This window comes from Virgibacillus alimentarius, from assembly GCF_017874635.1.
Lineage (GTDB): Bacteria > Bacillota > Bacilli > Bacillales > Amphibacillaceae > Virgibacillus_B > Virgibacillus_B alimentarius.
Genome location: NZ_JAGIKX010000002.1, coordinates 136,245 through 160,090, shown reverse-complemented (window position 1 = coordinate 160,090; position 23,846 = coordinate 136,245). Strand labels below are relative to the sequence as shown.

23 protein-coding genes, 5 pseudogenes and 1 other annotated feature are annotated in these 23,846 nt (G+C 35.2%); of the genes and pseudogenes, 22 read left to right on the top strand and 6 right to left on the bottom strand.

The annotated features are described in order from the left end of the window. Nucleotides 1–21 precede the first annotated feature (21 nt). On the bottom strand, nt 22–879 hold the full coding sequence (locus J2Z81_RS02965; protein ID WP_029268598.1) for an ATP-grasp domain-containing protein: 858 nt from the start codon (nt 877–879) through the stop codon (nt 22–24). A gap of 14 nt (nt 880–893) precedes the next feature. Further along, on the bottom strand, nt 894–1,793 hold the full coding sequence (locus J2Z81_RS02960; protein ID WP_029268599.1) for an ATP-grasp domain-containing protein: 900 nt from the start codon (nt 1,791–1,793) through the stop codon (nt 894–896). A 76-nt stretch (nt 1,794–1,869) separates the two neighbouring features. Between J2Z81_RS02960 and J2Z81_RS02955 the strand changes: the two genes are divergently transcribed. The 15 genes and pseudogenes from J2Z81_RS02955 (at nt 1,870) to rpmA (ending at nt 14,726) form a co-directional block, all read left to right on the top strand. Next, nucleotides 1,870–3,147: a bifunctional folylpolyglutamate synthase/dihydrofolate synthase gene (locus J2Z81_RS02955; protein ID WP_226370671.1), complete on the top strand. Its 1,278-nt coding sequence runs from the start codon at nt 1,870–1,872 to the stop codon at nt 3,145–3,147. A gap of 138 nt (nt 3,148–3,285) precedes the next feature. Beyond that, nucleotides 3,286–4,182, top strand: a complete 897-nt coding sequence (locus J2Z81_RS02950; RefSeq protein ID WP_029268603.1) for an SPOR domain-containing protein — start codon at nt 3,286–3,288, stop codon at nt 4,180–4,182. Between the two features lie 202 nt (nt 4,183–4,384). Next, complete coding sequence (gene radC / locus J2Z81_RS02945; RefSeq protein ID WP_029268606.1) at nt 4,385–4,954, top strand: RadC family protein; 570 nt, start codon at nt 4,385–4,387, stop codon at nt 4,952–4,954. A 552-nt stretch (nt 4,955–5,506) separates the two neighbouring features. After that, nucleotides 5,507–7,383: pseudogene (locus J2Z81_RS02940) on the top strand (reverse transcriptase domain-containing protein). A gap of 78 nt (nt 7,384–7,461) precedes the next feature. Next, nucleotides 7,462–7,602, top strand: a pseudogene (locus J2Z81_RS02935) (JAB domain-containing protein); the annotation flags it as partial. 236 nt (nt 7,603–7,838) lie between these two features. After that, nucleotides 7,839–8,882, top strand: coding sequence for a rod shape-determining protein (locus J2Z81_RS02930; protein WP_029268610.1), 1,044 nt, complete (start codon nt 7,839–7,841; stop codon nt 8,880–8,882). Between the two features lie 12 nt (nt 8,883–8,894). Continuing rightward, nucleotides 8,895–9,776: a rod shape-determining protein MreC gene (gene mreC / locus J2Z81_RS02925; RefSeq protein ID WP_226370670.1), complete on the top strand. Its 882-nt coding sequence runs from the start codon at nt 8,895–8,897 to the stop codon at nt 9,774–9,776. After that, entirely contained in the window at nt 9,776–10,315 is a 540-nt protein-coding gene (mreD, locus tag J2Z81_RS02920) for a rod shape-determining protein MreD (protein WP_029268614.1), read from the top strand. Before mreC ends, mreD begins: the two co-directional genes overlap by 1 nt. A gap of 117 nt (nt 10,316–10,432) precedes the next feature. Continuing rightward, nucleotides 10,433–11,119, top strand: a complete 687-nt coding sequence (gene minC / locus J2Z81_RS02915; RefSeq protein ID WP_226370669.1) for a septum site-determining protein MinC — start codon at nt 10,433–10,435, stop codon at nt 11,117–11,119. Continuing rightward, on the top strand, nt 11,112–11,909 hold the full coding sequence (gene minD, locus J2Z81_RS02910) for a septum site-determining protein MinD (protein WP_029268617.1): 798 nt from the start codon (nt 11,112–11,114) through the stop codon (nt 11,907–11,909). The genes minC and minD overlap by 8 nt, the downstream gene beginning before the upstream one ends. 73 nt (nt 11,910–11,982) lie before the next feature. Further along, a complete protein-coding gene (locus tag J2Z81_RS02905) occupies nt 11,983–12,756 on the top strand; it encodes a M23 family metallopeptidase (protein ID WP_226370668.1) in 774 nt (257 codons plus the stop codon). Further along, complete coding sequence (locus J2Z81_RS02900) at nt 12,740–13,606, top strand: site-2 protease family protein (RefSeq protein WP_029268621.1); 867 nt, start codon at nt 12,740–12,742, stop codon at nt 13,604–13,606. The genes J2Z81_RS02905 and J2Z81_RS02900 overlap by 17 nt, the downstream gene beginning before the upstream one ends. Before the next feature lie 79 nt (nt 13,607–13,685). Further along, nucleotides 13,686–13,757 (top strand) — a sequence feature (ribosomal protein L21 leader region). 14 nt (nt 13,758–13,771) lie between these two features. Beyond that, nucleotides 13,772–14,080, top strand: coding sequence for a 50S ribosomal protein L21 (rplU, locus tag J2Z81_RS02895; protein ID WP_029268624.1), 309 nt, complete (start codon nt 13,772–13,774; stop codon nt 14,078–14,080). An 11-nt stretch (nt 14,081–14,091) separates the two neighbouring features. After that, the gene (locus tag J2Z81_RS02890) at nt 14,092–14,421 is read left to right on the top strand and encodes a ribosomal-processing cysteine protease Prp (protein ID WP_226370667.1); all 330 of its coding nucleotides are present in this window, start codon (nt 14,092–14,094) and stop codon (nt 14,419–14,421) included. Between the two features lie 14 nt (nt 14,422–14,435). Beyond that, on the top strand, nt 14,436–14,726 hold the full coding sequence (rpmA, locus tag J2Z81_RS02885) for a 50S ribosomal protein L27 (RefSeq protein WP_226370666.1): 291 nt from the start codon (nt 14,436–14,438) through the stop codon (nt 14,724–14,726). Between the two features lie 358 nt (nt 14,727–15,084). Here rpmA and istB read toward each other — a convergent pair. Beyond that, a pseudogene (gene istB, locus J2Z81_RS02880) lies at nt 15,085–15,857 on the bottom strand (IS21-like element helper ATPase IstB). Then, nucleotides 15,847–16,140, bottom strand: a complete 294-nt coding sequence (locus J2Z81_RS02875) for a Mu transposase domain-containing protein (RefSeq protein WP_051681434.1) — start codon at nt 16,138–16,140, stop codon at nt 15,847–15,849. Before J2Z81_RS02875 ends, istB begins: the two are co-directional and overlap by 11 nt. A 433-nt stretch (nt 16,141–16,573) precedes the next feature. On the opposite strand from J2Z81_RS02875, the gene J2Z81_RS15770 reads away from it, so the two are divergent. The 5 genes from J2Z81_RS15770 (at nt 16,574) to pheA (ending at nt 20,131) form a co-directional block, all read left to right on the top strand. Beyond that, nucleotides 16,574–16,822, top strand: a complete 249-nt coding sequence (locus tag J2Z81_RS15770) for a reverse transcriptase domain-containing protein (protein WP_319023817.1) — start codon at nt 16,574–16,576, stop codon at nt 16,820–16,822. Nucleotides 16,823–16,893: 71 nt separating this feature from the next. Next, nucleotides 16,894–17,082: a group II intron maturase-specific domain-containing protein gene (locus J2Z81_RS15765; protein ID WP_226374346.1), complete on the top strand. Its 189-nt coding sequence runs from the start codon at nt 16,894–16,896 to the stop codon at nt 17,080–17,082. Nucleotides 17,083–17,382: 300 nt separating this feature from the next. Then, on the top strand, nt 17,383–17,919 hold the full coding sequence (locus tag J2Z81_RS02865) for a Spo0B domain-containing protein (protein WP_029269705.1): 537 nt from the start codon (nt 17,383–17,385) through the stop codon (nt 17,917–17,919). An 11-nt stretch (nt 17,920–17,930) separates the two neighbouring features. Then, nucleotides 17,931–19,211, top strand: coding sequence for a GTPase ObgE (gene obgE / locus J2Z81_RS02860; protein ID WP_029269707.1), 1,281 nt, complete (start codon nt 17,931–17,933; stop codon nt 19,209–19,211). A 68-nt stretch (nt 19,212–19,279) separates the two neighbouring features. Then, the gene (gene pheA / locus J2Z81_RS02855) at nt 19,280–20,131 is read left to right on the top strand and encodes a prephenate dehydratase (RefSeq protein WP_226370665.1); all 852 of its coding nucleotides are present in this window, start codon (nt 19,280–19,282) and stop codon (nt 20,129–20,131) included. Between the two features lie 178 nt (nt 20,132–20,309). Here pheA and J2Z81_RS16145 read toward each other — a convergent pair. Next, nucleotides 20,310–20,701: pseudogene (locus J2Z81_RS16145) on the bottom strand (transposase). Nucleotides 20,702–21,282: 581 nt separating this feature from the next. Continuing rightward, nucleotides 21,283–21,519: pseudogene (locus J2Z81_RS02845) on the bottom strand (transposase); the annotation flags it as partial. A gap of 412 nt (nt 21,520–21,931) precedes the next feature. Between J2Z81_RS02845 and safA the strand changes: the two are divergent. After that, nucleotides 21,932–22,894: a SafA/ExsA family spore coat assembly protein gene (gene safA / locus J2Z81_RS16045; RefSeq protein WP_226370664.1), complete on the top strand. Its 963-nt coding sequence runs from the start codon at nt 21,932–21,934 to the stop codon at nt 22,892–22,894. Then, nucleotides 22,887–23,846 (top strand): phosphotransferase, encoded by a 960-nt coding sequence (locus J2Z81_RS02835; protein WP_029271304.1) that lies wholly within the window; start codon nt 22,887–22,889, stop codon nt 23,844–23,846. Before safA ends, J2Z81_RS02835 begins: the two co-directional genes overlap by 8 nt.

The following is a 23,846-nucleotide window of genomic DNA, read 5'->3' as shown; positions in this document are numbered from 1 at the left end:
AAGTTACAGCCTATTTTTTGTCTAATTGCTGAGTTTTTGTTTGATATGTTTCACGTATTCCCGCAAAATATTTATATGACTAACAGAACTTAATGTCCTAGACCCTACCACATCTTCGATTTCATTGAACAACATTTCTCCATTTGCACCAATTAAAAAATCAATACCTACCATATCGAAATCAAAATAATTTATTATTTTGTTGATCATGGATGTTTCATTATCATTTAATTCATACCAGCGGGCAGACCCACCAAGTTTGAAATTTGCTCTAAAATCATTAGTACTCATTCTTAACACTGCCCCTATAATTTCTTTGCCGACCACAAAAACGCGGATATCTTTTCCGAGTTGTACATCACATCTTTGAATAATTATGTCATTCTCGATATATTTTTCTATACCTTCCAACCATTCTTGGTAGTTTTCGATCATGTAAACCTGTTTTCCCCCGCGCCCTAAGACGTCTTTGATAACAAATGGATATGAAATAGGAGGAGTAGCAGTTATCAATTCTTTTTTTATGTAGATTGTATCTACCATTGGGATGGATAAATCTGTTATATAATGATGTGTCAAAGCTTTATTATTACAAATTCGAGCTACATTAGAAGAGTTAAAAGCTGTTATGCCGCAAGCTTCTAAGTGTTTATTTAATAGTGGCTCAATCGTACGAACGATTGCAAAATCCGGTTGCGTAATACGTTTGCCATTTTTATAAATGATACGTTCATTATTCATGATACCAATGGTTAATTCTTCTCTAAAAATTAATTTGAGTGATAGATTTTGTAAATACGCTTCACCGATAAACCAATCAATAAAGGTTTTGTTTTTTTCTGCATCTTGTTTGTTATAAATTAACCAGCCCTCTTGCATCATGCTACACCCACTCACTTTTCTTTTAATCTATCTAAAATATAGTCGATCATAAAGTCTGCTACATTAATATTTGTACAATCAAACATATTTCGTATATGTGCATTAGAGTTAACTTCACAAACTATTGGTTTCCCCGTTGGTCCTAATAATAGATCTACTCCTGCAAAATCAGCTCCAATTGCTTTTGTAGCAGCAATTGCCAGCTCTTTCTCAAGCTTTGTAGGATGGTATGATTCCATCATTCCACCAGTTGTGATATTTGCTCGAAAATCATTTGTCGAATATCTTCTCATAGCTGCAACTACTTCATCTCCTACGACATGTAATCGCATATCTTGTCCATAGCTGGAAGCAATGAATTCTTGAAATATAAACGGTTTTCCTCGAAGCTCATTTACTTTGTTAATCAATTCCGGCTCGTTATGGATGAGATAAACTTGCTCGCCAAACGAACCAAAAGCTTCTTTTACAATCATAGGAAATTCGAATGTGTCTATGGCTACTTGAATGGTTTGCGAAGCAAATGATGATATTCCAGGAAACGTTTTAGGCGCAATGATTGTTTTAGGTATAGGTATGTTATACCGAGCTAATTGTTGGTAAGACAAAATCTTATCATCGCTTACAGCAATTGCTTCTGAGCTGTTAAACACATGCACACCTTGTAATTCAAGCTGTTTTGCTAAATAAATATCTTTATCTGTAAACACTACATAATCTGGCAAATCATCTTGGTTGTTTTTTAAAAATGTTACTTTTTTACTACTGATCAATGAATGCAATTCATTATTTTTATAAATTTGAGTATGACTGTCTTTTCGATCCGCTGAGCATTTAATCCATTCTGCAAAATCAAGGAATTTACTCCCCGGTATCTGGCCATTATATATAATCCACCCTTGTAAACTCACAATCTGATTTCCTTTCTATACTTAAATTGATATACTGTTTTTGTATTTAAAACTGATTTTTGAGAGTGGTGTACAAATGTTTGAAACGATTCAACAAGTGGAAGACTTTTTTGAATACAGAAGAAAAATAGGAATAAAACCAGGTTTAGAACGCATGAGACAGTTGTTAGAATTGGTCGGTAATCCGCAAGAACAGATACAAGCTATTCATATTGCGGGTACAAACGGAAAAGGGTCAACACTATCTTATTTAGATCATGCTCTGAGAGCTAATAGCTATCTTGTTGGAGTTTTCACTTCTCCAAGCCTTACAGGTTTATGTGGATACATGAAAATCAACGATCGTCCAATATCTGAAAATACTTTCATAACTATCTTAAATGATATTTACCATCTGATTCAACGGCTAGACAGAGAACAAAGGCATCCATCCGAGTTTGAGATTATTACTGTGATTGCTTTTTTGTATTTCGCAAAACATGTCGATATTGCCTTAATAGAAGCCGGGATGGGGGGCCGTGAAGATACAACAAACTGTATTCAACCTATTATATCCATTATAACAAATGTTGCAAAAGACCATACTGTTTTTTTAGGAAATAGCATAAAAGAGATAGCTCATCATAAAGCTGGAATCATTAAGAGTGATCGGCCGGTCATTATTGGCGATATGCATCAAGACGCTCTTAAGGTAATCAAGGAGGAAGCGGTCTTAAATCAGGCCGACCTCTACCAATTAGGTGTGAATTTCACTTATGAATCTATTCGAAATGACATATTCGAACAAAGTTTTATGTGGCGTATCAATTCATTTGAATTGCAAGTTCACATACAAATGCAAGGAGAACATCAGCTAAAAAATGTTTCCATTGCAATAATGGCTTTAGTGAAATTAATAGAAGATGGGTATAGTCTTCAGTGGAATAAGGTGCTTCAAGCAATGAGGAAAACAGTTATTGCTGGCAGATTTGAAATAGTTCATCATGATCCTATGATTATCGTGGATGGAGCGCATAATCCTGCAGGAGTTCAGTCTTTTTTACATACAGTAAATGAAAATTATGAAAACATGGATAAGCATCTTATATTTGCAGCCTTTAAAGATAAGGATTTAAAAACGATGCTTGATGAACTTCATAAGCATTTCATTTCAATAACATTAACAAGTTTTGACCATCCAAGAGCAGCAAGCACAAAGACTTTATACGAACTAACTCCAGCAACTAATAAATATCAGCTTCCAAATTGGAAAGATGCAATTAAAAGGATTAGTGAAAATTCTTTTCATAAACAGTGTTATTTTGTAACAGGTTCCATTCATTTTATATCTCTTGTTCGAACATATTTTCAGTAAAATGATGTGCTGCATATTACAAATAAAAGGCATATTTTGTTGAACGAATTTTAGAAGCATTGACAAAAATCGGCTTTCTTTTTGAATTTCCTATGCTAGAGTAAAACTATTACAACTAGCAAAGCGAGGGAAGAAAAGATGGAAAATAAAAAACCAATTGTCGTGCGCATGAATGGAAAGCGGGCGAAGTCAAATCGAAAAAAAGATAACTTTGCTGCAGGCTCTAAAACGAATAATGAACAGGCAGCTACCATTGAAAAAACTGACGCTCCAGTCCCAACATTTGCTAGAGGGTACAAAAATATGAAGTCTGATAATAAAAGTATAAAGGGATCTTTGAAGCCTATTGTGATAGCTATTTTAGCTGCAATTATTACAGGTTCTATACTAGGTTTTATTATGCTGAATATGTTTGGAAGTATACAAGACAATGCAGGCAATAAGGGAGTAGGAGATAATAATGATAATGTGGCTGCAACAAATGATTCCGGCAATGAAAGCAAGAATACTTCAACTGCAATGGATAATAAATCTTTAACTGCTTATGTAATACAGGGAGGTGTTTTCTCAGAAAAGGAGAACGCTGATAAATGGGCAAAAAAGTTCAAGCAATCTGGATTTCCAGTGATTATATGGGAAAGAGATAATCAGTATTATTTACTGACAGGTATTGCAAGTACGAAGGAAAAGGCTAATCAGGATACAGCTTCAATGAAAGAGGAAAACATGGAACTGTATGTTAAGGAATGGGAAACAGGTAAAATAGAAGCCGAACTTAATAAAGGGGAAATGAATTGGTTAAAGACATACCAGAAGCAATGGGAAGATACACTTACATCATTGAATCATAAAGAAGCATTTCCAAAAAAAGAATGGGAAAAATTAGCTGAAAATCCACCACAGAATTCAAAAATGATTTCAAAATTTGCTGATTATATGACCGATTCGCTTAATGACCTGGACCATAAAAATAAGAAGCAAATACAGAAGTTCTTGCTCGTGTTATGGCAACAATATGAAAAAATATTAACATAACTATAATTATGAAATGATGTAAAATAGATAGAAAGCAGAAAATAAGTATTTTTTCAGCTAGGCAAAAAATTAAAATTGAATTTCCATTATGTGTTTTTGCAATTTAGTACCAAAATATTGCCTTAAAAGATGGTTTTGCAGATTGGTTCAAAAATATATTATCAACTATTATTGATAATATATTTTAAAAGGAGGAACCATAATGACAACTTCATCGATTATGATTAAGGATGTACCAAAGGAGGACCGCCCAAGAGAAAGATTATTAAAACTAGGGGCCAGCTATTTATCTAATCAGGAATTATTAGCTATTTTACTCGGGAGTGGAACCAAACAAGAATCCGTTATGTCTTTATCCAATCGGATACTTATGCATTTTGAAGGACTAAAATTATTAAACGATGCGACTATTGAGGAGTTAACAGCTATTAAAGGAATAGGCATAGCAAAGGGGGTTGTAATATTATCAGCAATTGAACTTGGTAAAAGAATGAATGAATATAAGCCAAACGAACGATATACAATCCGTTCACCAGAGGATGGCGCTGATTATGTCATGGAGGAGATGCGTAATCTACCTCAGGAACATTTTGTAGTTCTCTTTCTTAATACAAAAAATCAGATCATTCACAGACAAACAATTTTTATCGGAAGTTTAAATGCCTCAATCGTACATCCCCGGGAAGTATATAGGGAAGCGGTAAAACGTTCTGCAGCTTCTATTATATGCGCCCATAATCACCCTTCTGGAGTGCGCCTGCAAGGTGCGTAATTTTAGCGATTTCTTTTGAAATCTAGAACTCCTTACAATGTTCTATGGTCAGCATCTTACCTTGAGGGGAAACCCATAGAGGAAACAGAGCATGATGTGAAAAGGAGAAAAGACGACAAAACTATCTAATGTCGAGTCAGTTCTTCAGACCAAGTGGTGTACGGTAAAAGCTAAACTGCTTAAATCCTAGACGAATGAGCGATGGGTGCGCCGTTGTCTACGATAGTTAACAGGCAATGAGGGCAAAATGGGAGACACATTGCTTGTGTGTCTGCTGGGTATCTCCTGAACTCTGCCCATAGTAAGGTTTTGTCCTTCAATCCTCAACTAGAGGAAAACGTCGAAAGGGATACCTAACCATCACGTATCTAAAATTAAGACATAATGCAGGGATTACCTAAATGCAAACGCCACACGGCTATTAGATTTTGGTCTCTGAAAATTGCATATGGTAACGGAGTCTCCGTAGTACCCAACGTTCGCTTGTAATGAGTTTAGCATGGGGAAGGGAGACAGGTTGATGTTAACGTCAATGAGAAAGGAGTCATGAATATGGCGACAGATCCATTTCATCAGTTAGACGTTATAAGGAAAGCTTCTCATAACGGAAAATTCATTACTGATTGTTACCGCTTAATGTATAAAAAAGAGTTGTGGATGAATGCTTATGCCAAACTATATCCAAATCCAGGAAAACTAACGCAAGGAATATCGGATGACACGATAGATGGTTTCAGTCTACAAAAAATTGAAGGTATCATAGAGCAATTAAAAGCTGGAACATTCCGTTTTGCACCTGTAAGAAGGGTTTATATCCCTAAATCTAATGGGAAAAAGAGACCACTAGGAATTCCTAGTTTCAAAGATAAGCTAGTACAAGAAGTTATGAGAATGATATTGGAAAATGTATATGAACCGACATTCTCAGAAAACTCCCATGGTTTTAGGGGGGAAAGAAGCTGTCATACAGCCCTATCCCAAATTAAAAGCACGTGGAAGGGTCTAACATGGTGCATTGAAGGAGATATCAAAGGCTTCTTCGACCATATTGACCATAAGGTACTAATAAAACTTATCTCAAAGAAAATAAATGACCATCGTTTCTTGCTTCTCGTTCATAATGCACTTACTAGTGGCGTAATGGAGAACTGGATGTATCGTAAAACCTACAGTGGCACACCACAGGGTGGGATTATATCACCTATTTTAGCTAACATCTATCTCCATGAGTTTGACCTTTTTATGGAAAAACAATTGAAGGAATTTGATAAAGGAGCAAGAAATGGGGAATATAGAAAGATCCGTTCAAAAATTAGCACGTTATCACAAAAGATTAAAAGACTCGATCAAAGAAACGATCACATGCAATGGAAAGGTAGAGGTGAGTTAATCCTTGAGATTCAGAAACTTAAAGCAAAACAAGTAAAAGTTACCTCTATTATCGATCCAAGGGGCAGAAACTACCAAAGAATGAAATATGTACGTTATGCAGATGATTTTGTGATTGGGATTGCTGGTTCAAAGCAAAGTGCAGTGAACATGAAGAATACAATCAAACGATTTCTTAAAGATGAATTAAACCTTGACCTTAGCGATGAAAAAACTCTCATTACCCATTTAGAAAAGCCGATTCCTTTTCTTGGATATCAATTTCGTAGTTGGGATGAAATAAAGATCAAAAAGGTCACTTACAAGAATCAAAAACATCCATTGAAAAAGAGAATTTTATCAGGTGTTATTAAGTTAGAAATTCCTGAAAAGAAAATTAAAGAATTTGCAACAAAAAACAGATATGGTAATTTAGACAGCTTTAAAATTATACATCGAGCAAAACTTATTAATAATTCGGAGTTAGAAATTCTGTATATCTATAACGCTGAACTACGTGGAATTGCAAACTACTATAAGTTAGCCAATAACTATCATCATTTAGATAGGTTATTTTATCTAGCTGAAAGTAGTTTCGTTAAAACTATAGCTAATAAACGTAGAAGTACTTCTATGAAGGTTGCAACCAGCATGCGAACACATAAACAGGCAAGTTTATGCCTTATTATGAAAGGCAAACATGGAAATGAAAAACTTCATCAGTTCGTAAAGCTAAAAGATCTACCAAAGCATAAAGGTTCAATAAAAGCAGATTCCCCCGATATAGATGTCTTGATAAATGCATAAAATATTCGGGCAGAACTGAACTTGAACAGCGTTTAATGGCGAATAAATGTGAAGCGTGTGGTACGACAGAAGGTGTGATGGAAGTTCATCATGTTCGTAAATGAAAGGACTTGAAGAGTTAAAAACATTTAACATACTTGAACAAGAAAATGATAGAACACAACAGGAAAACCATTGTCCTTTGTTATAAATTCCATCATGACCACCATGAGAAGCAAATACCGATTAGTCAACTGACGAGCCGTATACGCTGAAAGGTGTACGTACGGTTCTGAGGGGGGAGTTGTGAAACCTGATTTGGGACAAAACAAGGCGCATGGCTCCTACCCTACGATCCTACACCTTCCCAAGAGGATATTAGTGTAACAAGACGATTAGTTGAATCGGGGAAAATGATAGGTATAGAACTTTTAGATCATTTAATCATTGGAAACAGAAAATTCGTATCTTTAAAAGAAAAAGGATATCTCTAACACTATCTATTTTTTTCTTTTTTTCGTATAATTGAATAGATGTATTGTAATCTAGCGCCATTTTTCGATGATTTATTGAAAGTGGCGCTATTAGCTTCATAATATAAAAAATCATTTACAAAAATTGAACTCGGTGTAAAATAAAAAAGAAGAAGTTTCATTGCCACAAATATTATAAATCGATATAGTAGTGAAGGATGAAAGAAACGAACTGTGATTGGAAAGGAAGATACTTTTTGGGAAGATTTAGTTTGTCACAAGATCTCGGAATAGACTTAGGTACCGCTAATACCCTCGTTTTTGCTAAAAGTAAAGGTGTGATTGTCAGAGAACCTACTGTAGTGGCTAAAAATATAAATACTGGAGATATAGAAGCTGTAGGGAGTTCTGCTCGAAAGATGATTGGCCGAACTCCAGGAAATATATCTGTTGTTCGCCCAATGAAAGACGGGGTAATAGCGGATTATGATACAACAGCTGTCATGATGAAATATTATCTGAAGCAAGCAATGAAAAATCGTTCTTTTTTAGCGAGTAAGCCAAATGTAATCATATGTGTACCTTCTGGTATTACAATGGTTGAAGAACGTGCAGTTGTGGATGCTACAAAACAAGCTGGAGCTAAAGACGTGTTCCCAATCGCTGAACCTTTTGCTGCAGCTATAGGATCCGGATTACCGGTATGGGAACCTACAGGAAGTATGATTGTGGATGTTGGAGGTGGGACGACAGAGGTAGCAGTTGTTTCCCTGGGCGGTATAGTTACCAGCCGTTCTATTCGTATAGCAGGAGATAATATGGATGAAGCAATTATTCAATATGTTCGTAAACATTATAATTTAATGATTGGGGAAAGATCTGCCGAATCAATTAAAATGGATGTTGGCTCAGCAAGTGAGGCTGTAGAAGATAAAGAAATGGAAATTCGCGGCCGGGATTTGGTAACGGGTTTACCAAAAACAGTTACGATCAATGCTAAAGAAATAACAATCTCTTTGCAAGACAATATCAGCGAAATTGTAGAGGCAGTAAAAAACACATTAGAAAATACGCCACCCGAATTAGTAGCTGATATTATGGATCGCGGTATAGTGTTATCTGGCGGCGGTTCTCTTTTAAGAAATTTAGATCAAGTTATTAGCGATGAGACAAAAATGCCTGTGTTCACTGCAGATAATCCTTTAGATAGTGTAGCAATTGGAACAGGCAAATCATTAGAATACATTCAGTATTTCCGAACCCATCCGAATGTTTCTTCTCGTCCTAGTACGGATACGTAAGTAGGTGTTTCTATGTCTTTTTTTCATAAACGTCGATTCTTTGTTTTACTAATTGGTATAATCATTTTGATTGCATTAATCGGTTATTCTCTAAATAATAGGGAAAATTTAACAACACCAGAGAAATTTATACAGGATGCAGTAGGATGGGTTCAAAATGTTATCCATGCTCCGGTTACATTTGTTACAAATATCTTTGGGAATCTAGATGATTTAAAAAATACGTACAATGAAAATCAAATATTGAAAGAAAAGTTAGCTGAGTACAAAAGTCTTATTTACGAAGTTCAAGAATTGAAAGAAGATAATGATGAATTGAGAAAAACCCTGGAAAAAACAGAGTCGATACAAGATTTTGACCCAATTCAAGCTACGGTTATATCCCGTTCTCCTGAACGTTGGGTGGAGCGTGTAACTATTAATAAAGGTTCACAACATGGAATAGAGCCTAATATGGCTGTTATTACTGCCGAAGGCATGATAGGCAAAGTACAGACGGTTTCTAAATTGACATCTACCGTTCAGCTGATTACTGGTTTCGATGAATTTAACCGGATATCTGCAACGATTTCTCGTGAAGAAGGAAAAGACATTTTCGGCTTAATTGAGGAATTTGATGAAGAAAGTAACTCCTTATCATTTAAAATTATTGAAGAATCTAAGAAAGATCTTGAAGAAGGAGAATTGGTAATTTCTTCAGGAATGGGAGGGGTATTTCCGGCAGGCTTATTAATTGGTACAGTTAAGGAAGTTGTTTCAGACCAATATGGTTTGACTCGTACCGCCCTTATAAAACCAGCTGCTAATATGTATGACATTAATCATGTCATTGTTGTAGATAGAAAACTACAAAAGGATGATAAACAAAATGAAGAGCAGGAGGAAAAAGAGTAATGAAACGACTATATCTACCACTTATCCTCTTCTTTCTAATGACTTTAGAAGGTGTAGCACTGGAATTATTGCCTGCAAAATTGGTCATTAATAATTCATGGATTATCCCTCACTGGGTTTTTATGTTTTTAGTGCTTATAGCCGTATATTATGATTTGGAAAGCTCCCATTTTTCCGTTATTTACGGTGTTATATTTGGTTTATTAATTGATATTGTTTATACAGGCGTCCTAGGCGTATACATGTTTTCTTACGCCTTTTCTATATCCATCATTTATGGATTGAAAAAAATGATTCACGCTAATATTTATGGAGTTCTTTTTTTAGGGTTGATTGGTACGGTGTTAACAGATATATCCATTAATTTTATTTATACTGTAGTTGGGATGACGGATATGGGATGGGGTAATTATTTTCTTTATCGCTTATTCCCCACAATTCTAGCTAATCTGTTATTTTTGATTGTTTTGTATCCACTTATAACAAAACAACTGGTTGAATGGAGAAGAGAACAAATAAATAGAAATCGTATATTGTAATGCTGTTATCTTGGTTGAATACATTCTATAACTCTTCTAAAATTACATAATAAATTCTATTAAAAATGAATGAATATTAAAGTATAGAACAGAGTTTTTTAATGAGGTGAACTTATCATGCTTGACAGTAAACAGAGGATAACGATTAAAGGTACAAGAGATGGGCTCACTCTGCTTATTGACGATTCTTGTTCATTTGAAGAAGCGGTTAATGAACTTCGTGAAAAAATAGCTGAAAGTCGTCCGAACAAGGAAGAACCGATTGTTTCTGTAACAGTTCAATTAGGAAATCGTTATTTAAATAATGTACAAAAAGAACATTTACGATATTTAATAAGTGAAGAAAATCGATTTACAATTCATTCTTTTGAATCAAATGTTGTTCACAAGGATGAAGCGTTAGCTTGGCGGGAAGAAAGCGAAATTAAGTCCGTTAATAAAATAGTTCGATCTGGACAAATTTTAAACGTAACTGGGGATCTATTGTTAATTGGCGATGTAAATCCAGGAGGCAAAGTAATTTCCACTGGAAATATTTATATCTTAGGGAATTTGCGAGGAATCGCACATGCAGGGAAAGAAGGAGATAGAAATGCAATAATAGCAGCATCTTATATGAAGCCAAGTCAGCTTCGGATCGCAGACTATATCAGCCGTGCTCCTGATTATGAAGCTGATGGTGTGTACATGGAATGTGGTCTTGTAGATGAAAAACAAGATAAAATAATTATTGATCGTATTCAGGTTCTTCCACACTTGCGAAAAGATTTAAGCGGTTTTGAGAGGAGAATGCATAATGGGTGAGGCAATTGTTATAACCTCAGGAAAAGGCGGCGTAGGGAAGACTACTACAACTGCAAATATTGGTACAGCTTTAGCCTTAATGGAAAAAAAAGTATGTTTAATTGATACCGATATTGGTTTACGTAATCTGGACGTTGTCATGGGCCTTGAGAACCGAATTATATATGATATTGTGGATGTTATCGAAGAAAGATGTAAATTAAAACAAGCTCTTATTAAAGATAAACGCTTTGAATCCTTGTTTGTTTTACCAGCTGCACAAACAAGTGATAAGTCATCTGTGACAAGTACGGGTATGCAAAAGATTATCAATGAATTAAAGCAGGACTATGATTATATTGTAATTGATTGTCCGGCAGGTATTGAACAAGGCTTTCAAAATGCGATTGTTGGAGCAGATAAAGCAATTGTTGTAACCACCCCGGAAAAGTCTAGTGTCCGCGATGGGGACCGGATAATTGGCCTTTTGGAAAAAGAAGATATAGACCCTCCAAGTCTAGTTATTAATCGGATACGTAACCATATGATGAAAAATGGTGACATGCTTGATGTGGATGATATTGTACAAATCCTCTCCATTGATTTAATTGGAATTGTTACTGATGACGATGAGGTTATCAAAGCATCAAACCAAGGTGAGCCCGTTGTAATTCACCCTAGCTCCAAAGCTTCGATTGCCTACCGAAATATTGCTCGTAGAATTTTAGGAGAAACAGTACCTCTTCAATCTTTAGAAGAGAAGAAAAGTATATTCCAAAAAGTAAAAAGTTTCTTTGGACAAAGAGCATAAAAAAACAGAGATTCATATCTTGTCCATTAGCCACATATCCTAGTATAAATATTTACAAAGGATTGTGAGGATGATGAATAAAAAAATCAAAAAAATTAGACAGTCAATTGAAAAACGAAAAAAAATGCGTAATGTTTCTGCCAATGCCAATGAGGATTTGAATAAGTATTTATTCACAACATTACCTCAAGATGAAGAGAGACATGGCAATTTTTCAACGTTTCCTGATGCAGCGTTTTCAAGCAAAGACAGTCGTAAGGTAGCCTCTGGATTAATTCTGAAAAGCTTTTTATCTGTAATGCTTTTTTTTGGTGTAGCCTTATTATTACAAACAGATAAAGAAATCCTAGATAAACCTAAGGGTTGGACGAGTAATGCATTAACAGAGGAATTTCCATTTGCTCGTGTAAATCTTTGGTATCAAGAAACATTTGGTTCCCCCTTGACTTTTTCACCGAAATCAACTGAAGCTACAGAAAGAGAGCCATCAATGGCACTACCAGTGTCTGGAAGTGTAACGGAATCATTTCAGGCTAATGGAACAGGAGTTATGATCACTCCAAGCGAAACCGATACTGTGAACGCATTTCAAGATGGGGTTGTGGTATTTGCAGGTAATGATCGTGAAACAGATAAAACAGTGATTGTACAGCATGCGGATGGCAGCGAATCAACATATGGCCATTTAAGTTCTATCGAAGTTCATCCATATCAATTCATTACGGCTGATCAAAAGCTAGGGAAATTTAAACCATCAGACCATAATAAAACAGTTTATTTTTCAATTGAGAAAGATAAAGAATATATCGATCCTGTTCAGGTGATCAAAGTTGACGACAATTTTTAAAAATATACCATCTATCCATATTCATCCTATTTTGCTTTTTTTTATTTTAATTGCAATCCTGACTGGTACATTTATGGAGCTAGCAATCATCTTGTCCATTATCTTCATTCATGAGCTTGGTCATTATACGATGGCGCAAATTTTACAATGGCGGATCAGACGTATCATGTTATGGGTGTTTGGAGGGGTCATGGATACAGATGAACATGGTAATAAACCAATATATGAGGAAGTGTTGGTTACCATTGCAGGACCTTTTCAACACATAATTATATTTTTCATCGTTTTTCTTTTCACTACTGGTGATATACTGCCTACATCTATTTTACATTTGATTGTTTATTATAATACTGCAATATTGCTTTTTAACTTATTACCAATATGGCCATTAGACGGTGGTAGATTATTCTTTTTATATTTATCATCTTTTTTACCATACCGAAAAGCTTATCATGCGATTATTATATTTTCGATTAGTTTAAGTTTACTAATCATAATATTGCAGTTTATCTTTCTTCCATTTACATTAAGTGCTTTTCTTTTAATGATTTTTCTTTGTATGGAAAATAGGACAGAGTGGAAGTACCGATACTACGTATTTATTCGGTTTTTGTTAAATCGTTATGAAGGAAAATCAACTGTTAAAGGGATACAGCCAATCACTGTTTCATCAGAAAATTCTTTAATGAATGTCTTTTTTCTTTTTAGGCGTGAAAAAAAACATCCAATATACATTATGTTTTCTAATCGAAAACGAATAGCAATTGATGAAAATGATTGTTTGCGAAGTTATTTTTATGAAAATCAATATAATAAAAAAATAGGGGAAGTTGCCAAGTCTATCCTATAGCACATGTTATTGAACGTGTAAATGTGCTTGACAAATATTTTGAATTCATGTTAATATATTAACGTTATTCATTGTAGCACCAGTGCTACAACCGCACAGAACAGGTGGGAAATTCATTCAGAATACCTGTATGGCGAGTCTTAGTTAATTGAGGAGGTGCAAAGTATGTACGCAATTATTGAAACAGGTGGTAAACAACTCAAAGTTGTTGAAGGACAAGAGATTTACGTAGAGAAAGTGGATGCGGAAGCAGATGAAACGATAACTTTTGATAAGGTACTTTTCGTTGGTGGTGACAATGTTAAGGTTGGCACTCCATATGTTGAAGGTGCAACTGTAACTGCAAAAGTTGAAAAGCAAGGACGTCAGAAAAAAATTACTGTGTTCAAGTATAAACGCAGAAAAAATTACCATCGAACACAGGGACACCGTCAACCTTATACAAAATTAGTAGTTGATAAAATTAATCAATAAGGTTAATGTTTATGATTAGTATTACTGTTTTTCGTAAAGATCATAAAATAACAGCATTTGAACTTTCAGGTCATGCCGAAAGCGGACCTTATGGATATGACCTTGTTTGTGCAGGCGTATCAGCTATTTCTTTTGGTACGGTAAATGCAATTATGCAAATATGTGAAATAAACCTCGAAATTAACCAAGAAGAAAATGGTGGGTACCTTTATGTAGCTTTTCCTGCGTCAATAGACGATAATACAAAAGAGAAGAGTCAACTTCTACTTGAAGGTATGATTATTTCACTGCAAACGATAGAACGTGAATATCATCAATTTATTAAAATTGAAAATAAGTAAGGAGGTGCAGCCAAATGCTACGTCTAGATTTACAATTCTTTGCACAGAAAAAAGGTGCTGGTAGTACAAGAAACGGTCGTGACTCTCATGCAAAACGCCTTGGTGCAAAGCGCGCAGACGGACAGTTTGTTACCGGTGGCTCCATTTTATATCGCCAACGCGGGACTAAGATATATCCAGGTGAAAATGTAGGACGCGGCGGAGATGATACACTTTTTGCAAAGGTCGATGGTGTTGTTAAATTTGAACGCATTGGTCGTGACCGTAAAAAAGTAAGTGTCTATTCAACTGTTCAAGAAGCATAATAAATATATTAGTTCACACTCCAACCAATCTAATGGTTGGAGTTTTTTTGTTCGCCCAGCATGGGCGAACTCTAACGGGTGAAAGTCCCCAGTGCGACCATGTAGCGGTAAGCACATAGCCGACAGTAAGGGTGTCTATAGCGATGTGGAATCTGAAGGAAACTCGAGGCAAACCTCTGGTCTGACGAACAGAAACCATATAGGAGGCAACATATGAGGATAAGTCTACAAAAGAAGCTGAAGTCCAATAGCTGCAACATCATGTGGTGTATATATGGCAGATAGATGGAGGGAAAGAGTTCGTACCTTAACTGGGGAGGTCTCGTATAAATGTCAAGATAAGAATGTACAGTTGTGACTATTTAAGAATGTCCACTTTTGATCTTTCTTCTGATGGAAAATGATTTTTAAGTCTGTATGAATCTCCAACAATATTTATGACTGATGCGTGATGGAGAACACGATCTAAAATCGCATTCGCAATCTTAGGATCTTGAAATACCTCTCCCCACGATTTAAAATTCGCATTGGTTGTAAGAATAGTACTACGTAATTCATAACGCACGTCGATTAACTGAAAGAATAACTTCGCATCTTCTTTACTAATAGGTAAATAACCGATTTCATCAATGATTAAAAGTTTATATTTTCTAAATGTTTAATACGTAATTCTAGCCGATTTTCAGCTTGTGCCTTTTTTAAATTTAAGATTAAATCATGGCATTTAATAAAGTAGGTACTTGTACGCTTTTTAGCTGCTGCTATCCCAATCGATGTTGCTAAGTGTGTTTTACCTACACCACTTGTACCTAGGAAAACGATGTTTTCCTTTTGTTCTATAAATCGTAATGTCATAAAGTCTAGTATTTGCTCTTTATTGATGGAGGGTTGAAATTCAAATTCAAAATCTTTTATTTCCCTTAAATGTGGAAAAGCCGCAACCTTCACCATCGATTTGACCATATTTATTTCTTTCATGTCTATTTCATAATCGGTTAATTTGATAAGGGCATCTATAAAAGATAAATCATTATTATTCATAAAATCAATTGTCTCATCTAAATGAAGATCCATTTGATTTAGTTTTAAATATTTTAGGTTTTCTTTTAATTTTAAATAACTAGTATTCATCGTTATACACCTCATTAATCGCTTCTAAGTTTTTAAGAGCTAAATCTTCTATCTCATCCTTTTCTTTATATGGAAGCTGTCTAGAAAGCAAATCAGCGTAATGATCAGGGTGATAATTAAGTTTTTTCTCACTTAAATGATGTTGTGCAATAAGATTCATGTTAGAATAAATATATAATGTTTTATCATATACTTGTAAGCCAACGGCTTTTCCAATATATCCTGGTGGTACAGAATATTGGTTGGATTGATAATTGACCATATTAGATGGGGTTACTTTCACAAGTGTATGTTTTATCCTATAGAAATCTCTTATTCTGTTACTGGGTAGTGCGGATAGGAGGTTTCTTTCTTTTTCTAGACCTAGGATTGGAATAACTCCTGTTCCTTGATGATAGCTATGATTAATTCTATTACATAATTTCTGAACAAAATGATGTAGTTCTTCATCTGAACAATTTAGTCCATGATTATCTTTCAAATATTGCCATAAAATACGCTTATAATAAAACTTTTGTGGTGATTCATCTGATAGTAATCTTTTAATATGAAATGTTTAACTCCGTGTTGATATCGATTGCGATATGCATAATATTCACCTCATAAAAATTATGCAATAATTTATCACAATTGTACATTGTCTATTCAATCATTTCTGTACATTCTTAAACTATCATTTATAGTCTCGTTTATCTGATGAATATAAGGAAACGGTAATCGGAACGCCACAAGGGGGAAACCTTTCTCCACTACTTAGTAACATCATGTTAAATGAACTTGATAAAGAGTTAGAAAGTCGTGGATTACGTTTTGTGAGGTATGCAGACGATTGCATTATCATGGTCAAAAGTGAAATGGCAGCTAGACGTGTAATGAGGTCAGTGACGAAATATATTGAGGAAAAGCTTGGTCTAATAGTGAATATGATAAAATCTAAAGTAACTAACCAAATAATCCGGATTTGAAATTCTTGGGATTTGGATTCTTTAAAGACTATCAGAACCCTCTATACAAAGCTAAACCACACAGAAAATCAGTGGAGAACTTTAAGTATAAACTAAAGCAACTAACACGAAAGAACTGGAGTATTGATACGAAGTATCAAGTGGAAAGAATAAATCAGCTAATTCGTGGCTGGGTAAACTACTTCAAAGTGGGTTACATGAAGAAATTACTGACACAAATTGATTCGCACACAAGGGTACGACTGAGCACACAAAAATAGCCACACGAGTAAAGGGGCAATAAGAATCGCATATTCATGGGTTCTCACAACCACAATTACAAACGAGAGGCTATCAAGATTTGGATTAATATTTTGTATTGAACATTATAACAAAGTACATGTATAGAATAAAATTAAACCGCCGTATACGGGTCCGTATGTATGGTGGTGTGAGAGGTCGACTAATCAAATAATGATTAGTCACCTACTCGATAAATTTTATTATAATAAAAAATTTTTATTTAATGAATTTCATTTGTTTATCTGCTATACTTTTCATACTGTGGAGGGGGAAAAATCATGAATGAGAAGGATGTTATTCAACTCTTGCAATATCAGCGTCATGAAATAATGAATGAATTACAAATTATTCAGGGATATTTGAGTATGGGGAACTCAAAAAAGGTAAAAGATAAAATTGAAACATGGATGGAATCGTTTCATAAAGAAAGGAAGCTGTTCAGTCTACAAGCTCCTCTTTTTACTTTATGGATGATTCAATTTAACGATACATATCAAAATGTACGCTTAACTTATAACATACATACCAAAAACAAAAATTTACAAGCTAGTGACCGACTACTTGTAGATGCATGTGAAAAGATAATAGATTCTATTGTTGGGACTGGCGATGCCTTAGAGTTATATCAAGCACATATACAATTAAATGAAACCACGAGTTCATCAGTTAAAGTAGAAATTTCAATTGAAGGACGTTTTATAAGTATAAAACAATTTGAAGCTAGTTTACAAAATTTGGGACAAAATTGTCCTATCAATGTTAGAAAAAATGAAAATGGTATTACATGTAGCTTAACGATTTCATGTGATAGGTGAGGTGAGTAATGGTGTTTGTAGATCAAGTAAGTGTATATGTCAAAGCGGGTGACGGCGGAAATGGCCTTGTCGCCTATCGCCGTGAGAAATATATTCCAAAAGGTGGCCCTGCAGGAGGAGATGGAGGTGACGGAGCTGACATTATATTTAAAGCGGACGAAGGTCTAAATACGTTGATGGACTTTCGCTATAACCGCCATTTTAAAGCAAAACGTGGAGAAAATGGCATGAACCAAAAACAGCATGGTAAAAACGCATCACCACTTATTTTGTCGGTCCCTCCGGGAACAATTGTGAAAGATGAAGAGACAGACGAGGTTATAGCTGACTTAATCACACATCAGCAGCAAGCAATTATTGCGAAAGGCGGCAGAGGAGGACGTGGAAATGCACGATTTGCTAGCCCTCGAAATCCGGCTCCAGACTTTGCTGAAAATGGGGAGCCAGGTCAGGAGCGTAATATCAAAGTCGAATTAAAATTAATTGCTGATGTGGGATTAGTAGGATTCCCAAGTGTTGGCAAATCCACATTACTATCTGTAGTTAGCGCTGCAAAGCCAAAAATTGCCGATTATCACTTTACTACTTTGTCTCCTAACCTTGGTGTGGTTGATACAAGCGATCATCGGAGCTTTGTTATTGCGGATTTACCGGGACTAATCGAAGGAGCACATGAAGGGATTGGCCTCGGTCATCAGTTTCTGCGACATATTGAGAGAACGCGTGTCATTGTTCATGTTATAGATATGGCTGGTATGGAAGGAAGAGATCCTTACGATGATTATTTAAAAATTAATGAAGAATTAAAAAATTATGACGAAAATCTGATGAATCGTCCTCAATTGATCGCTGCTAACAAGATGGACATGCCTGACGCAGCTGCAAATCTTAAAACTTTCATTAATAAATTAGAGCAAGAAACTCCTGTGTACGCTATCTCAACATTGACGAAAGAAGGTATAAAGGAATTATTATTTACTATAGCAGATACTTTAGAAACAATACCTAAAGAGTCCCCTAAAACAGAAGAAGAAAATGAAAAAGTCATTTACAGATATCATCGTAAAGACAAAGCTTTTGAAATAACACGTGAAGATGATGGTGCATTTGTTATCTCAGGAGAGAAAGTTGAAACATTGTTCAAAATGACAGATTTTTCTAGAGATGAGGCTGTTCAGCGCTTTGCCCGACAACTAAGAGGAATGGGTGTAGATGAAGCGCTACGAAAACGTGGTGCCAAAGATGGAGAAACCGTTCGTATATTAGACTTTGAATTTGACTTTATTGAGTAAATAATTTATTTGAGGATTTCATTAAAATATTAGATAGAAATATAAGAGAAAGGAAAGGGGAAGCATTCTTGAGTAAAATAGGCTATTTAGGACCAAAAGGGACATTCACAAAATTAGCGGTTGACACTGCATTTAACGGAGAGGAAAAACAAAGCTTTGAAACAATACCTGAATGCATTGATGCTGTTTATGAAAATCAAATTGATATTGGTGTTGTACCAATAGAAAATGCAATCGAAGGAACTGTACAACTAACCGTGGATTACCTTGTCCATCAAGTTAGATTACCAATTACTGCAGAAATAGTGGTTCCTATTCAACAACACTTCCTTGTACATGGAAATTTCACAGGACAGTTAGATGAAATTCAAGAGGTCTATTCTCATAGTCATGCGATTGCGCAGTGCCAACAGTATTTACATAAATTCATTCCTAATGCGACAATTCATTTTTCATCTTCCACAGGTAAAGCTGCAGAAATAGTGAGTAAAGCAAATAAACCAATTGCTGCGATTGGAAATAAGCTCGCTGCAAAAGAATATGACCTTAATATATATAAGGAAAATATTCACGATTATCCAAATAATCATACAAGATTTGTGGTTTTATCTAAGGATAAAAATATTATAAATATCAATCATCCTGTTAAAATGGAAAAAACAACTTTACTGATAACATTACCTAGCGATTACGCAGGTGCACTCCATCAGGTGATTTCAGCCTTTGCTTGGCGAAAAATGAATTTATCAAAAATAGAATCCAGACCAACCAAAACAGGATTGGGTAATTACTTTTTTATTATTGATGTGAACCAGTCTCTAGATGATGTACTATTCCCAAGCGTTAAAGCTGAATTGGAAGCATTGGGATGCTCCGTAACACTTCTTGGCTCTTATCCGGTTTTTCAAATGCACTTATAAAATCATTCAAAAATAAAGGGACTAACTATATAAAGTCAATAGTGCTAGCGATAAAATTTAATACTATTTTTATTGGGAATTTGGACATGGCAAATAAGCTTGGTGGTTAATGATTTTAAAATTAATCATCAAGCTGTGTATTTTTGTTAAACTTTAGTATTTTATAACGGTCAAAATATTACGTATAAACAACTTCTTTATATAATTCGCCTGTCCGCATGAAATGGAATATGACTCTAATTAATTTCTTCGCTACATGGCTGAACACCGCATTATAATGTTTGCCTTCTAAGAGCTTCTTTTCATAATATGCCTTGAACGTCGGTGAATATATAGAAATCAATCTCGAGGCATGATACATCGCCCATCGGAGGTGTGGTGATCCACGTTTCGCCATTTTTCCAGTTCCTTGATACTGGCTTGATAAATGGATGGTTCCATTCCAGCAAAAGCTAATAGCTGACCTGGGTTATTAAAGTTGTGGATGTCACCTATTTCTGCTATGATTATACTTCCAAGTCGATAGGAAATTCCGGGAATAGTTACGATTGGTGAATCGAGTTTATCCATCATTTCCTGAATTTTTTTATCGACTTCTTTTATTTGCTTATCATACAAATATATTTGTTGTATGGTTTGAGTTAATTCAAATTCCGTGATTTCGGAATAGCACCCAATACTTTCTTTCGCTAGTTGTTTAAGCATTTGAGATTGCAGGCTACTGTTGTTCACTCCCAATAATTCGGAAAGTGTTTTTTCATGAGCCTTCGCTATTCTCCTGGGGCTTGGATACTTTTTTAATAGTCGCATCATATAGTCCGAATAACGAACTTGGCCATAACTAGCTAGCTCTGGAAAACCTTTTTCAAGAATTCGAGTGTACTGCGTCTGCGTCTTAAAAAGGGCGTGGTGCTTCCCCAATCTCCTTCTGTGCCTCGTCAATTCTTTAAGCTCTACGGTAATCTTATCTTGTATTTGTTCTCTTTTTTCTAAATCGACCATGAATATCTTTGTGATTACTAAGGCATCTGCTTTATCCGTAGACTGGGACATAACTAGCCAAAATATCTTAAAAAAGGTTCCAATCATCAAAAATTGATGGTTGGAACCTTTTGAGTTTGAGTTATTTTCATCATCTATGGTTGGATTTGTGTTCATGGCGGTATACTTTCTTAAGTTTACTGCCATGAACACAAATCGTAATTCATTTTCTACCTTTTTCTTTACCTTTCACTGAAAAACGTATGAAATACAAATTAGCTTTCAAAAATCCGAAGACTGGTCCACATCTATTTTACGTTTTCCAGATCTCCCCAGTTTTCCCTTCTGAAAAGCTTCTGTCTTATATATTCTTTTTGTTGCTCCCATTTCTCGTTATCGTAAATTTTGAAAATTAGCCCACTATTACGTTGACTGGAACGAAAGGTGGCTGACTCCCTCCTGCGAGAAAAGAACGGGTCTGAAGACCGCGCAGGAAGTGGTTTTCTTCCGAGGAGGCTGAGGCCGTGCCCGCGGAAAGCAGCCACCTGCAGTGCAAATCAACGGGATTACTAAATAAGTATAAATCGCACGGAAAAGTAAAATGAAAAAGTTCGGGAGTTCCATCTAGAGATGGGACTCCCGAACTTTTTTTACATTTACTGGGGTTTTGTCCCAGCCTTTTTATTTTTAGTTTGAAGACAAAATTATTTTGATTGTCGCATAAAAGTAGATATAAGTTTCAACTTTTTCGGATTATATGCATATGTTGGTAAAGAGCAAATAGCCCACATAGTGAAAAACGAAAGGAGAATGATTTGCTTGAAAATCCATATCGTACAAAAAGGAGATACGTTGTGGGAAATCGCAAAAAAATATAATGTTGATTTCGAAGAAATGAAACAAATTAATTCACAACTCTCAAGCCCAGATATGATTATGCCAGGTATGAAAGTAAAGATTCCTAGCTCAACAAAAGTGGTCAAAAAAGAAAGTAAGGTACCGAAGGAGAAGCAAAAATCCCATTTAGAGCATCCATATAAGGATATATCCCCAAAGCCTCTTCCAACAATTGCGGAAGATGATCATAAAAAACCAAAAGAGGTCAAAGTGGAGAAACCCAAAATGGATCTATCAAAAAAACCAGAAATGCCCAAGATGGAAATGCCACAAATGCCAATGCCCGAACTACAAGAACACGAATTACAGACAACACCAAATAATTATCCAGAAGTACAACAAGAACCGCAATTTCCTAAAGGAGAGATGCCATTACAAGATCAGCAAATGATGTTTCAACCTATACCCGTGCAAATAATACCAGTATGTTGTTGCCATATGAAGAATCCATGTCACGCTGGAGCATATCATGCACACTTTTCTGAAAATATGGGAGGAGGGCCACCACATCCATATCATCACATGCCTATGCAGCAGGTGATGCACTCAGCTGATAAAGGAAATTTTGAATATTATGATTGCCCATCTCCAAGCATTGAAATGGGAGTAAAACCAGGTTATCCAAAATATGAAAATCATTATGATTGCATGGATCATCAGTATCATCCATTGAATTTCCCAATCCATACTAATCCTGTTGAAGTGCAGCATGGCTATCCATTCCGCCCTGTCTCTCATGCATCATATTTTGAGCCGGATTATTTACATGAACCGCAAAGTTGGTATGATTCCGACCATCCTAATCATATGTATCCAACACCTCCTGAGTTTCCAGGTTCAGGACTTAACCCTCAGAGGGATAAGGATAATTCAAAAGGTGAATAAGTTTAAACAAAGAGACGAAGTCCTTAAAGCTCGTCTCTCTTCTTTTTTACGTAAGGAAGGAGAATTAACGGTTCAAAGGATAACTCCTATTAAAAATCATGTCTTTTATATAGAATCCGCTTTGGGGAAAGCACTTATTTTAAAATCATACCGAAAGTTGAAAGTGATTGAACAACAATGGCATTTTTTTGAACAATTACAAGCATCTTTTGTTATTCCTTTTATTAAATATCCAAATGGAAAAAAGACAATTACAGATGGGAACTATTTTTGGACCATTGCCCCTTTCGTGCGAGGTAGACAGCTAGATTACCAGCATAAAAAGGACAGAATTACAGCAATTAAGACATTACATGCTTTCCATAAAAAAGCAAATCATATTTACTTTCCCAACCAAATAAAAAAAGATTTATTTATTTTACGTTGGAAGCACAGGTTAGCTGCTTTTAAAAAAACAGAACATGTCTTTCAGAAAAATGGTTTTGAAATGTTGTATAAGGATATGGTAACAACCATGCACTATTACTTAAAAACAGCAGAAAATCTTTCCTGGGATAAGAATGAAAAAGATGCAAACATTCATGGTAAATGGATTCATGGAGACGTTGCTTCACATAACTTTATTCAAAATGAACAAACATATATGATTGATTTTGATTTATTGTCATGTGGAACACAATTATATGATTATATCCAGCTAGGTCAGCGCTTTTTGCCTTATATCAATTGGGACCTTAATGAGTTATGTTCATATCAAATGGTTAAAGATAAAAATCAAAAGAAATGGCTAACCTCTATTATGATTCCGAGTGATATGATTAGAGAATGGATGTTCTTTCTTTCTTATGGTTCATCGTTTGCAAGAAAACAATATTTATCACAAATGGAAAAAACATGGGGAAAGCGCCAGTTCTTTTTGAAAAATGCTAAATCAATGCTAAAATCATTATAG